This window comes from Achromobacter sp. (genome assembly GCF_036567245.1).
GTDB lineage: Bacteria > Pseudomonadota > Gammaproteobacteria > Burkholderiales > Burkholderiaceae_B > Achromobacter.
The window spans coordinates 1-13,041 of the sequence record NZ_DATCUY010000177.1 but is presented as its reverse complement, the minus strand read 5'-3'; the positions used below and the strand labels follow the sequence as shown (position 1 = coordinate 13,041).

At 63.5% G+C, this 13,041-nt stretch carries 8 protein-coding genes and 1 pseudogene; all 9 read left to right on the top strand.

The window, feature by feature from the left end:
* The first annotated feature begins 71 nt into the window (after positions 1 to 71).
* Positions 72 to 1,904 carry a glutamine--fructose-6-phosphate transaminase (isomerizing) gene (gene glmS, locus VIR09_RS07525; RefSeq protein WP_332012308.1) on the top strand — a complete coding sequence of 611 codons (1,833 nt, stop codon included), beginning with the start codon at positions 72 to 74 and terminating at the stop codon, positions 1,902 to 1,904.
* Between the two features lie 579 nt (positions 1,905 to 2,483).
* Positions 2,484 to 3,743, top strand: a complete 1,260-nt coding sequence (locus VIR09_RS07520; protein ID WP_332012307.1) for a nucleotide sugar dehydrogenase — start codon at positions 2,484 to 2,486, stop codon at positions 3,741 to 3,743.
* A 39-nt stretch (positions 3,744 to 3,782) separates the two neighbouring features.
* The gene (locus VIR09_RS07515; RefSeq protein WP_332012306.1) at positions 3,783 to 6,263 is read left to right on the top strand and encodes a hypothetical protein; all 2,481 of its coding nucleotides are present in this window, start codon (positions 3,783 to 3,785) and stop codon (positions 6,261 to 6,263) included.
* Positions 6,260 to 8,314 (top strand): glycosyltransferase, encoded by a 2,055-nt coding sequence (locus tag VIR09_RS07510; protein ID WP_332012305.1) that lies wholly within the window; start codon positions 6,260 to 6,262, stop codon positions 8,312 to 8,314. Before VIR09_RS07515 ends, VIR09_RS07510 begins: the two co-directional genes overlap by 4 nt.
* A gap of 41 nt (positions 8,315 to 8,355) precedes the next feature.
* Positions 8,356 to 9,510, top strand: a complete 1,155-nt coding sequence (locus tag VIR09_RS07505; RefSeq protein ID WP_332012304.1) for a polysaccharide biosynthesis/export family protein — start codon at positions 8,356 to 8,358, stop codon at positions 9,508 to 9,510.
* A 7-nt stretch (positions 9,511 to 9,517) separates the two neighbouring features.
* Positions 9,518 to 10,858 carry a sugar ABC transporter permease gene (locus VIR09_RS07500; protein WP_332012303.1) on the top strand — a complete coding sequence of 447 codons (1,341 nt, stop codon included), beginning with the start codon at positions 9,518 to 9,520 and terminating at the stop codon, positions 10,856 to 10,858.
* A 10-nt stretch (positions 10,859 to 10,868) separates the two neighbouring features.
* Positions 10,869 to 11,585, top strand: coding sequence for an ATPase (locus VIR09_RS07495; protein ID WP_332012302.1), 717 nt, complete (start codon positions 10,869 to 10,871; stop codon positions 11,583 to 11,585).
* Positions 11,563 to 12,738 carry a sugar ABC transporter gene (locus tag VIR09_RS07490; protein ID WP_332012301.1) on the top strand — a complete coding sequence of 392 codons (1,176 nt, stop codon included), beginning with the start codon at positions 11,563 to 11,565 and terminating at the stop codon, positions 12,736 to 12,738. Before VIR09_RS07495 ends, VIR09_RS07490 begins: the two co-directional genes overlap by 23 nt.
* A pseudogene (locus VIR09_RS07485) lies at positions 12,731 to 13,041 on the top strand (Vi polysaccharide transport protein VexE); the annotation flags it as partial. The gene VIR09_RS07490 and the pseudogene VIR09_RS07485, both read left to right, overlap by 8 nt.

Genomic DNA, 13,041 nt, shown 5'->3' with positions numbered 1-13,041 from the left:
ATAAAGAAATCAAATTTCTTGCGGGGACGAGCACAATGCGTCGGTACACGAACTTACCGGAGCACTCTCCTATGTGCGGCATTGTTGGCGCCGTCGCCCAGCGCGACATCACCCCGATCCTCGTTGAAGGCCTCAAGCGCCTTGAATACCGCGGCTACGACTCTTGCGGCGTCGCCGTCTACGCCGACGGCCATCTGCGCCGCACGCGCAGCACGCAACGCGTGGCCGAACTGGCCGAGCAGGTCGCGCAGGACAAAGTGCAGGGCTTTACCGGCATCGCCCACACGCGCTGGGCCACCCACGGCGTACCGGCCACGCACAACGCCCACCCGCACTTTTCGCGCCTGGGCAACGACGAGCCGCGTATCGCGCTGGTCCACAACGGCATTATCGAGAACCACGACGAACTGCGCGCCGAGCTGCAGGCCGTGGGCTATGTCTTCGAAAGCCAGACCGACACCGAAGTGATCGCCCACCTGGTCAACCACCTGTACGCCGGCGACCTGTTCGAAGCCGTGCAGAACGCCGTGCGCCGCCTGCATGGCGCCTACGCCATCGCGGTGTTCTGCCGCGACGAACCGCACCGCGTGGTCGGCGCGCGCCAAGGCTCGCCGCTGGTGGTGGGTGTGGGCCAGAACGAGAACTTCCTCGCTTCCGACGCGTTGGCCCTGGCCGGCACCACCGACCAGATCATCTACCTGGAAGATGGCGACGTCGTCGACCTGCAGCTCTCGCGCGTCTGGATCGTGGACGCCGACGGCAAGAACGTCGACCGCGAAGTCCACACCGTGCACGTGCATACCGGCGCGGCCGAACTCGGCCCCTACCGCCACTACATGCAGAAGGAAATCTTCGAACAGCCGCGCGCTGTCGGCGACACGCTGCAAGACATCGAATCCATCACGCCCGAACTGTTCGGCGACCAGGCCTACAAGATCTTCAAGGACATCGATTCCCTGCTGATCCTGGCCTGCGGCACCAGCTACTACGCCGGCCTGACCGCCAAGTACTGGATCGAATCCGTCGCCAAGATCCCCGTGGCGGTGGAAATCGCCAGCGAATACCGCTACCGCGACAGCGTGCCCAACCCGCGCTCGCTGGTGGTCACCATTTCGCAGTCCGGCGAAACCGCCGACACCCTGGCCGCGCTCAAGCATGCCCGCTCGCTGGGCATGGAAAACACGCTGACCATCTGCAACGTGTCCACCAGCGCCATGGTGCGCGAGTGCAAGCTGTCGTACATCACGCGCGCCGGCGTCGAGATCGGCGTGGCCTCCACCAAGGCCTTCACCACCCAGCTCACCGCCCTGTTCCTGCTGACGCTGACGCTGGCGCAGGTGCGCGGCCACCTGACCGAAGAGCAGGAAGCCGAACACCTGAAGGCGCTGCGCCACCTGCCCGTGGCCATCGGCTCGGTGTTGGCCCTGGAACCGCAGATCATGGCCTGGGCCGACCGCTTCGCCTCCAAGGAAAACGCCCTGTTCCTGGGCCGCGGCATGCACTATCCGATCGCCCTGGAAGGCGCGCTCAAGCTCAAGGAAATCAGCTACATCCACGCCGAAGCCTACCCGGCCGGCGAGCTCAAGCACGGCCCGCTGGCCCTGGTGACCGAGCACATGCCCGTCGTCACTATCGCGCCCAAGGACGAGCTGCTGGAAAAGCTGAAGTCCAACATGCAGGAAGTGCGCGCTCGCGGCGGCGAGCTGTACGTCTTTGCCGACGCCGACAGCAAGATCCAGAGCGCCGAAGGCATGCACGTGATCCGCATGCCCGAGAACTACGGCAAGCTCTCGCCCATCCTGCACACCATCCCGCTGCAGCTGCTGTCGTACCACACGGCGTGCGCGCGGGGTACGGACGTGGATAAGCCGCGTAATTTGGCCAAGAGCGTGACGGTCGAGTAAGGCCGGCGGCAATCGAGCAAAAGCCCACCGCGTGCGGTGGGCTTTTTGCATTTACGGGACTACGTGTGCGAATACTCACTGTGGCGCCAGCGGGAGTCAGGCTTTGTTATGTCTGAATAATGACTGTATCCAGGCTGTTTTTGAATATGACATTGCTCCAGGCGATTAATAAATAACCCCTTGTGGCTATTATGTTTTTTCATTTTGGTTAAACCGGACCAAGAAAAACCCTTTTATATATTTGCTAACAATCTCGCGATCGGGCGATGTTGCGGTTCATGTAATGAATGTAATTGTTTGAGGGATTTCCCTGGGTTTGTTGCGACGAATCTGATTTATTTCAACAGCGATAAAAATATTTAGAAAGAAGTTTGCTGTCTACGCCCCTTACGATTCGTTGGCTCGCCGCTTGACCCGTTTAAGTACGTATCAAGCTGTAAACATTCTTAAGCAATACGCCCGCCCGAAGTGGGGCAAACATATTCGATCTCGCATCGATTTCGTGTCCCCCGGGTTTCAATTTCTAGTGTCTACGACACGACGAAAACAGTGAGGTCCCCCGTGGTAAAGAGAATTGCAGTGTGTGGCCTTGGATATGTCGGCCTGCCCGTAGCCGTCGCATTTTCCAAGCGCTTTGATGTCATCGGCTTTGATGTAGACAAGCGGAGAATCGCACGGCTGAAAGAGGGTGATGACTGGACCGGCGAGATCGAACGCGACGTGTTGCTTGCCTCCCCGATGCAGTTCACCGACCAGGTATCGGAACTGGAAAACTGCGATTTCTTCGTCGTGGCCGTTCCGACCCCCGTGGACGAAAAGAACAACCCGGATTTTTCCCTGCTGGTGCGTGCGTGCCGTTCGATCGGCCCCGTGCTGCGTCCCGGTTGCATCGTCGTTTTCGAATCTACCGTCCATCCTGGCGCCACCGAGGAAATCTGCGGACCGGAACTGGAGAAAATCTCCGGCCTGCGCTGCGGCGTCGACTTCAAGCTGGGCTATAGCCCCGAGCGGATCAATCCGGGCGACCGCGAGCATCCGCTGGAGAAGATCGTCAAGATCGTATCCGGCCAGGACGAGGAATCGCTGGAAGTGATTGCCGGCGTCTACGAAAAGATCATCGACGCGGGCGTGCACCGCGCCTCCTCCATCAAGGTGGCCGAGGCTGCCAAGGTGCTGGAAAACACGCAGCGCGACATCAACATCGCGCTGATGAACGAAATGTCGAAGATCTGCGATCTGGTCGGCATCCGCACCTCGGAAGTGCTGGCGGCCGCCGGCACCAAATGGAACTTCCTCAAGTTCTCGCCCGGCCTGGTGGGCGGCCACTGCATCGGCGTCGACCCGTACTACCTGACGTCCAAGGCGCAGGAACTCGGCTACCACCCCGAAGTCATCCTGTCGGGCCGCCGCATCAATGACGGCATGGCCAGCCACGTCGCCTCGCGCGTGGTCCAGACGCTGGCCCGTAACGGCCGCCTCAATGCCACGACTCGCGTCGGCATCCTGGGCATGACGTTCAAGGAAAACGTGCCCGATATCCGCAATTCCAAGGTGGTCGATCTCTACAACGCCCTTGGCGAGTACGGCATTACTCCGGTCGCGTGCGATCCGATGGTCGATCCGGAGCAGATGGAGCACGAGTACGGCATCAAGCTCGTGGAACGCGACCAGTTCCGTGACATGGACGTGCTGATCCTGGCGGTGCCGCACCGCGAAACCATGGATTCCATCTGGGACGACATGCCGGCTCTGGTCAAGAGCGGCGGCATGGTGTGCGACCTGAAGTCCGTGCTGGACAGCAAACGGCTTCAGTCCGACCTCCTGTACTGGACTCTTTAAGTTCAGGCTCACTATCGATCACTAGAGGAGAGCCTCCGAATGGCTGCTTTTACCACCGCTCCGATTGGAACCTGCCGCATCCATACGCCGCTGCGCGATGCCGTGGGCCGCTACCCGATCAAGCTGCAACTCGGGCGCAACTACGGTTTCGTGCACACCAGCGCCGAGGCGCTGCAGCAGGCACGATTCATGTTCGGCCAGGGCGACATTCCCGCCGACGTACAGCGCGTGATCTTCAGGCCTTCGAATGGCGAGCAGGCGCGCAAAGGCGTCCACAAGCCGGCTGACCTCTATGTGGTCGAACTGTCCTCGCGCAAGCTGCTGGCCATAGACGGTTACCCCATCCAGTCCAACTACCTGGTGCGCTACTTCAGCGAGTTCTTCGCCGACCGCACGCGCACCCGGATGTTCTGGTCCATGGCCCACGCCGACCGCCTGGCGGAGCGGCGCGCGCTGCTGGATCAGGACCCGGTCTTCAAGGGGCTCACGCCGGATGACCGCGACCTGCTCGCCCGCATCGTCAAGCGCGATCAGACGGACCAGGAGATCGAGCAGGAAATGAACCAGCTGGTCGATCTGCTGGGCCGCGACAAGGTGGTGTTCGTCACCCACGTCAATGCCTTGACGCCGGACAATGTGCCCATCGAACAGCGTCAGCAGTTGATCGCTGCGGTGACGGCCATTGCGCAGCGCATCGGCGTGCCTTGCTACGACCCGACGCTGCTGATGAACAAGATCGGCCAGGGCGATGCAATGGAAGACGGCGGGCTCGACCTGACCCATTACACGCCGGCCTTTGCCGAACGCCTGTGCGCCGAGTGGTTCAAGACCTATATGCGTCCGCGGATGGACGCCTCGACGACGCAGCCTTCCGCGCCCAAGCTTGCCGCCGACGAAAGCGCCGACCGCATCGAGAAGCTCTGGGACTCGGGACAACTGCGCGAAGCCTCGCGCCGCGTGCGCGAGGTGCTGCGCCGCCACCCCGGCCTGCCGGACCACACCCTGCTGTTTGCGCGCATCCAGGAAGAACTGGGCGACTACGAAGGCTCGCTGGCGCTGCTGGGCAGCGCCGATGGCGCGGTGGCTTCGGGCAGCAAGGCCGAGCAGATCCTGATGCGCAACCAGTTCAAGCTGGGACGCCATGAGGTCGCATACTCGCTGGCCGCCGGCCTGCTGGGCGATGAAATCGAGACTCCGGAAATCGTGCGGATCGCGGCATTTTCCGCGGGGCATCTGGGCTATGTGGACGAGGCCCTGGGCAACTGGAAGCACCTGTTCCGCATTTCCTCCCCGCAAGACGCGGTAGCCGTGGAAGCCGCCGACACGGTGCTGGCGCTGCTGCAGGCCAGCGGCGACATGGAAGCCGCCATACGCTGGGTCAACGAGGTCCGCGCGGCCATGCCCACGTACGGCCGCGGCTTTGCGATGCTGTGGCGCGACCGCCTGCTGGCTGGCGACCGCGTCGGACTGCGCAACCTGGCGTCCGAATCGCCCGCGCTCAATGACATCCAGGTTCTCGAGCTCGTCAAGGAAGCGTCGTGGCGCGGCTGCATCATGGCAGCGGCTACGCTGGCGGTCTCGTGCAAGCTGGCAAGCAGCGAGCAGGAGGATATGGTTTCCTGGCTGAAGTCGCAGTCGCAGGCTTGGGCCGACGAAGGCGATCGGGCCCTGGAAGAAGGGCGTCTGCGCGACGCGGCTGAGCGCATCTGCGCACACCGTCTGCTGACGCCGGATGCCCTCGCCGGTGTGCGCGCACAGCGTGCGTTCGAGCGCGCCATGCGCCTGGGCGTGCGCGCCGCGCTGGTGGCGGGCAATCACAAGGAGGTCATCGACCTCACGGATATCGCGCTCGACACCCAGATCGACTTCCCTGAACTACACGCCATGCGTGGCCGTGCAGCCGACGCATTGGGAGACAAGCAGACCGCCATGCGGCACCTCGAGCAGGCTGCTGCAGGCGATTCCGTCCCGTTCAGCACGAAGCTGCATTTTGCGCGCGTGGCCTTCAACGGCGGCTGGTACGGCGAAGCCATCGACGCCTACAAGACGGTGCTGGGCCACGAGGGCGCCGACCAGACCGCCCGCGACGAGGCCGAACGCCAACTCGGCAGGCTCGGACCGCGCGCCATCCGCGGCGCGCGCGAGATCCTGTCCGCCGGCGATCACCAGGCTGCCTGGAACCTGCTGGACCGCGTGGCGCAATCGTGGCCTGCAATGACGGAAGTCGACCACGAGAAGCGGCGCATCCTTGCCGTGCTGTACGCGGAATCGCGCGCGCTGGACCCGGCGAGCACGACCGAGCGCCTGGCTCTGGGCGAGCGCATTGTGAAGCTGGTGCCCGATGATCCCATCGGCCTGCGCCTGGCCGCCGTGGGCGCCATGCGCCTGCACCGCTTCGAGCAGGCTTTGCCCTACTGGCGCAAGCTGCAGGAACGCTCCGAAAATCCGACGCAATTCGATCACTACATTCAGCGTTGCCAGGTTTGGATCGAGAAAATCAATCGGAGGAAGGCCGCATGAATCCGCCATTGACTAGCGAGCTAGCGGAGGCTGCGTCCGACCTTAAATCGGTGCACGCCCAATTGGAAGAGATCGTCACGGCGTCGGTGCGGGTTCAAGTTGCGCAGGAAAACCTGGCCCGCGCCCAGGCGCTGGCGGGCGATCACCTGGCAGACTCCAAGGTCCGCTTCCTGCTGCTCAGGCTGAAGGAAGCGGCGGGCCTCAACGAGGGCATGGCCGAGCAGTGGGCCACGCTGCTGGAAGAGTGTCCGGACGACTTCCAGATCGTCAGGTATTGCGCGACCCGGCTTGTGAAGGAACGGAAGATCGATGAGGCTTTGTCTCTGGTCGACCGCCATCTGCCGCCCTCGACGCAGAACCCCGACCGCTTGTTCTCCCGCGCCAAGCTGCTTAGCGACATCCGCGCGCACGAGCAGTCCGATGAGCTGTTCCGCCGGCTGATATTGGAGAATACGGATCGCAACATGCGCGTCGAATTCGCCAAGCGCCTGCGCAAGCGGGGCCTGCTGGCCGACGCGTTCGACGCCATCGCGCCCGTCATGAGGCACTTGACGCCCGGCAGCAAGGCGGCTGAACTCGCCAACGAGCTGGCCAGCGACTATGCCTTCTATCAGCGCTTCGAGTCCGAAGAAGGGCTGGTCGGTAAAGACGTCAGGATCGTGTCGATGAAGCATGCGATCCTGCACTTCCGTGACCGCAAGATCGTCGAGCAGTCGGCGGAGAAGCCGGTGTCGGTGGCGCTCGTGACGGGCAGCCTCGGACCCGGCGGCGCCGAGCGTCAGCTGACGCGGCTTGCAGGCGAGCTGACCCGTCTGGCGGAGGCTCCCGAGCGTCGGCCAGCCGATGTCATCATGATGCCTAGGAAAGTCGAAGTCATGGTGAAGCAGCATACCGAACCCGCCGGCTCCACCAAGAAGCAGGGGCTGGATTTCTTCCTGCCCGTGTTGGTGAAGGCACAGATCCAGGTCACGGAGATCAACAAGCTGCCTGCGGTGTCGGTCGCGCATCAGGCCGTTCCCGAGGGCAGCCTGAGCCGCTTGCTGGAACAGTTGCCGCCTCCGGTGCATTACGGCGTCACGCGGCTCGCCCCGGTGTTGCGGGCCAACCCGTTCGACGTGGTGAGCCTGTGGCAAGACGGAACCTGCCTGTTCGGCGCGTTGGCCGCGCTGCTGGCTGGCGCTCCGACCATACACCTGGTCTTCCGTGGGTTGCCGCCCAATATCCGCAAGGACCGCTTCCGCGAAGAGTATCCCGAGCTGTACCAGGCCCTGGCCCAGGTTCCCGGCGTGGTATTCGTCAGCAATAGCTGCAAGGCCGCGGAAGCCTATGCGGAATGGCTGGGCATCCCGATCACGCGCTTCCACATCCTGTACAACGGCGTGCCGGATCTGGCCACCGACGCCTCGGCGGCGGACGAGGAAAAGTGGAAGGCTTTCCACGAAAGCACCACCGATGCCACGGAGACCATCGGCGGCGTGTTCCGGCTGGAGCCGGACAAGCGGCCTCAATTGTGGATCAAGCTGGCGGCGATGTACCTGAAGGATCGTCCGCAGGCGCGCTTTGTGATCGTGGGCGATGGACGCCTGCGCGAGAACATCGAGGCGCTGGCGGAGGAACTGCAAGTGACGGACAGGCTATTGCTGGTCGGCCTTTCCAACCACGTGGGCTATTGGTATTCGCAAATGGACGCCAGCGTCCTGCTGTCGCGCTACGAAGGCCTGCCCAATGTGCTGATCGAAGCCCAGTTGGTGGGTGTGCCGGTGATCTCGACGCCCGCAGGCGGCGCCGGCGAGTGCTTTGTGGAGAACGAGACGGGCCATCTGCTCAGCTGCGTCGATCACCCGGATTTGCACGAGGCATGCGAGAAAGTCGCCTCCATGGTGGACCAGGTGCGCGACAACGAGCAATTGAGGGAGCACAGCCGCCACCGGGCGCAGAAGCTGTTTTCGCTCGATGCCATGCTGACCAAGTTCATGGGCTTGTGCATGCCTGTCATGTCCGAGAACGACGAACGCATGGATATCGAGCCCATGCGCCTGATGCAAGCTTGACTGGCGTTCATCCATTCAAGCTGCTGAAACGAAAGGATCTTATGCATATGTACGTCCCGGGTTCAGGGCTGCGGCGCAAAGCAGCCCTGACCATGGTGGTTCTTGCCACGCTGACTCTCGCGGGGTGCCAGTTGCCCCGTTCCGGCCCGATGCTGAGCGAAATGACGGGCGCGCACGACGACAAGGATGTCATCGTGATGCCCGCGTCGCGTGAACTGGTACAGGCCAGCCGGGTGGCCGACGTGGCGGACTTTCCGGTGCGCTACCGGGATCTCACGCAGGCCGGATTCGACCGCCTGGTTCCCGGCGACGGCATCAACGTCAAGGTATGGGAGCGCGGCGGGCTGGGCGTGTTCGCGGCGGATCCGTCCGGCGTGAGCGACCTGGGCAACCAGGAGATAAATTCGGCCGGGAACGTGACATTCCCCATTCTCGGAAAATTTCATGCCGACGGCATGACCCTGGCGCAGCTGCACGACGCCGTCGTGGCGCGCCTGGCCAGGCTCGTCGTCGGCGCTGACGTCAGCGTGACGCGCGCCGCGGATGCGCGCGGGCAGATGGTGACCGTGCAAGGCAACCTGACCAAGCCCGGCATGTATGCCATCACCCAGACTTCCCAGCGCCTGAGCAGCGCGCTGGCGCAGGCCGCGCCGGTGCAGACGAATCCCGAACAGTTGGTCATCAGTCTGCGACGGGACAACCAGGTCGCGTCGGTGCGGCTGTCGGATATCTACCGCAACCAGAATAATGACATCCTGCTGCGCGCGGGCGATGTCATCACCGCCTATGACTCGAAGGAGTATCTGACCGTACTGGGCGCGGCCGGCAACCAGGGACGCGTGGCCATCAGCAAGCGAAACTACAGTGTGCTGGACGCGCTGGCGGATTCCAAGGGTCTGGACGACAAGCTGGCGGATCCGCGCTCCGTGTTCCTGTTCACGCCCGCCAAGGCCGGTGTCGAGGGCAAGCCGGATCTGCTGCCGGTGGTCTACCAGTTCGACCTGACGCGTCCGGAGCAGGTGGCGCTGGCACGCGAGTTCACCGTGCATGAAGGCCAGGCCATCTACATCTCCGACGCGCCGTTCACGCAGGTGCAGAAGGTCTTGTCGGCGTTCCGCGTCACGATGAGTGCCGGCTTCAGCGCCACGCGTGCCATCGACAGCGATTCGGGCGGCTCGTCCGGCATAAGCCAATAGCGTGTCGATGAGCAACGAGGACAGGATCAAGGGCTGGCGCTCGCGCCGAAAGGACAGCAGTTACGCAGTGGGATCCGGCGTCGCAGCCTGGCGCCTGGATCCGGCGGCATTGTTTGAAGCAAAGGCCCCGCCGGCCGTTCTGCTCAAGCCGCTGGTCGCGCGCCTGGAGGGCGAGCCGCACGATTCCGTGGCTGCCCGGCGGGCGGTGTACGAGGCGGTGCAGGCGGAGCTGGATGCGGAAATCGTGCGCAGCGACGTCGACGAGACGCTGGCCGATTTTTCGCGGCGGCGTTTGCGCGTCATCGTGCGCCTGCTTGAAATGGACATCCGAGCAGGCGTCGAGGTGTTCGCGCCCGGATACATGCCGGCCAAGCTGGTGGCGGAAGACGAACGTCTCGCCGCGGCGCACGCTCGGCGCGTCGAGCGCAGGAAACAGGACGAGGCGCGCGAGGCGCGCCGCCATGCCTCGCGCAACGATATTGCGCTGGAAGTCGAAGTGCCGCAGGACGAGGCCGGCGATCTCGCGATATTGCGGGAGCGCCTGCAGGGCCTGCATGGGGGGCACGATCCAAGCCACTCCGTGACGGTCCGGCCGGTCGGCCGCACGTTGTTGGCGATGTTCATCTACCAGCTTCGAGTGATGCATGGCGAGAGCCGGATCGCGCTGGTGTGGGCGCTGGTAGGCCCGGTCGTGCTGCTGACGCTGATCTCGTCGCTGTACATCCTGATGGGCACGCACTACATCATGGGCATGGACGTGCAGACGTTCTCGCTGCTGGGCGCAACGACCTGGATCATGTTCCGCCAGATTGTCTTCCGCAGCAGCACGGCCTATGTATCGGCGCGCGGCTTGTTGAACTTCCAGGGCGTCACGCCATTGATGTGCGCGCTGGTGCAGGCGTTCATCTACGTATCGGTGTATCTGGTGGTGTTCCTGGTGCTGATCAGCGCGGGCCATGCCTTGGAGCTCATCACGTTGCCGAAGAGTTGGCCGGGGTTCCTGCTTTACGTGGTGCTGATGGGGTGTTTCGGGATTGCGCTGGGCCTGCTGTTCGGGTCGATCGCGACCTACTGGCATTTTTTTCTCAGGCTGGCGCCGATCATTGAACGATTTCTCCAGATTTTCGCAGCTGTGTTCTTTGTCTCGGAGCAGTTGCCGGAGAATCTGCGCCCCTGGATGCTGTGGCTGCCGTTGGCGCATGGCATGCAGCTGCTGCGCTCGGCCTATTTCGAGGCCTACACCTCGCACGATGCGAGCTTGGGGTATTTCCTGACCTCTTTGGTTTTCTTGATGGTGCTTGCATTGGCGGCCGAGCGTCTGGCCCGTCCCAATGTCCAGCCGATGTGAGGGGAAGTAGATGATCCATTTCAATGGCGTCACTGACGAGCCCTATGCATTCGGAAGCAGGCAAGCGCTGCTTTCCAATGTCGATCTCGCCATCCCGGTCGGACGCTATGCGCTGCTGTCGCCGGCGCCCGAGCTGCATCGCCAGATCGTCGACGTGCTGTGCGGCCTGCGGCCTCCGCGCCAGGGCTTCGTCAAGCACGATGGCAACGTGTCGTGGGCGATCGGCCGGCAAGGCTTCATCCGCGGCAAGGCAAATGGCCTGAGCATGATCGACTTCGTCAGCGAGATGTACGAGATCGACGCGGATGCCACGCACGAACTGGTCGCCGACCTGGTCAGCGATCCCAGGACGCTGGCCAAGCCCATGGAGCATTGGCCGCTCTACGCGCGGCAGGAGTTCTCCTTTGCGCTGGCGCTGGCGCCGGCGTTCGACGTCTATGTGATCGAAGGGGCCATTCCCTTCGAGCCTTGTCGTTTCACCCGCCTCTGGCTGGCTCTTTTCGAAGAGCGGCTGGTCGGCCGGACACTCATTCTTTCCAGTTACCGCCAGAATCAGTTGGCGGACTATTGCTTCAAGGGTTTGATTTATGAACGAAGCGCGCTCAGCATCGAAGACGACCTCGACCAGTGCATCCGCAGGTATCCCCCGCGACGATCAAGGAGCGAATCCGGCACAGGCGACGACGTCCTCGGAGGCGGCTTCGATGAGGGCGGAATCGGCCTCTGAGGGCAGGTCCGAAATCGAACGCCGCCGCCGCGAGCGCCAATCGGCGCTGCGCGAGAGGCGCCGCCACCGCTGGATCAACACGCTGATGGTGCTGGCGCCGGTGGTCTGCGCCCTGGTCTATCTGTCTCTCTTTGCCACGCCCCGCTACGAGGCCGAGTCGCGCTTCTTCGTGCAGTCGGCCTCCGGCCAGCAAGGCGGCGGTGGCGCGGCGGCCAGCCTCCTGACCACGGGCAACGCGGGCGGGATGCTGGGCGGCTTCGTGGACGGATGGGCGGTCGCGGATTTTCTGAAGTCGCGCGATGCCATGCAGCAGCTCGACAAGAAGGTCGGCCTGCGCCAGTACCTGATCCGCGCGGGCATGGATCCGGTGAACCATCTTGCCGAGGATTCCAGCGAGGACGATCTCTTCCGCGCGTACCAGGCATCGGTCAAGGTCTCCTTCAACGCGCTGGAGCAGATCGACGTGCTGCGCGTGAGCGCGTTCTCTTCGGAGGACGCCGCGGTGTTGTCCAGGGCGCTCATCGAGCTGGCCGAGAACTTCGTCAGTTCCATGAACGAGAAAGGCGTCGCCGACAAACTGAAAGTGAGCGAGGAAGCGGTGAAGCTTGCGGAGCACAAGGCGCTTGCCGCTCGAGAGACGCTGACGGCGTGGCGGACCACCCACGGCAATATCGATCCCACGGCCACGGTGACGATGCTGTTGAACCTTTCCAGCCAGCTGGAAGGAGAACTCAACACGGCGCAGATCAATCTCGACAAGATCCGCGCACTGGGCAACAAGGACCATTTCATGCTGCGGCCGGCCGAGATGCAGGTGACGTCCCTGAAAAAGCGGATTGCAGCGGTGCGCCAGCGCCTGAGCGGCGGCGGCAACACGGAAGCGAAGCAGCTCAAATCCTACGAAGCGCTGAGGAATGCCCAGGTGTTCGCGGATTCGAACCTGACCCTGGCGCAGCAGACCTACCAGCAGGCTATGACGGACACGCTGCGCCTGCAGCGCTATCTGTCCATCATTGCGCAGCCGGTGCCGACGGACCGCCCGAGCAGTCCGCGCACGGGGATCCTGCTGCTGCAGGCGCTGGCGCTGGGCTTTGTGCTGATGTTCATCGCGCGTGTGGCGATGGCTTTGTTGAGGGGGTTGCGTCATGGTTGATACGGCAATTGCGGATCGTCCCGTCGGGGCCGACGCCACCGCGCGCTTGCGCGATGTGATCAAGCAGATTCATTCCTCGGCCGAGCCCCTGAATGAGATGCCCTTGCTGGAGCCGGCGCTGCGGCAGACCGCCGACGGCTGGCGCGATGCGCGCCGCCTGCTGGTTTCTCCCTTGGTGCGGGAGGGCAGGCTGGCCCCGGCCATTGCCGCGCTGGAGACCATGGTCGCGGTCTATCCCGCGCGCGCCGACGAGCGGCGCCTGCTCGCCAGTCTCTTCGGACGCACCGAGCAATGGGAGCGCGC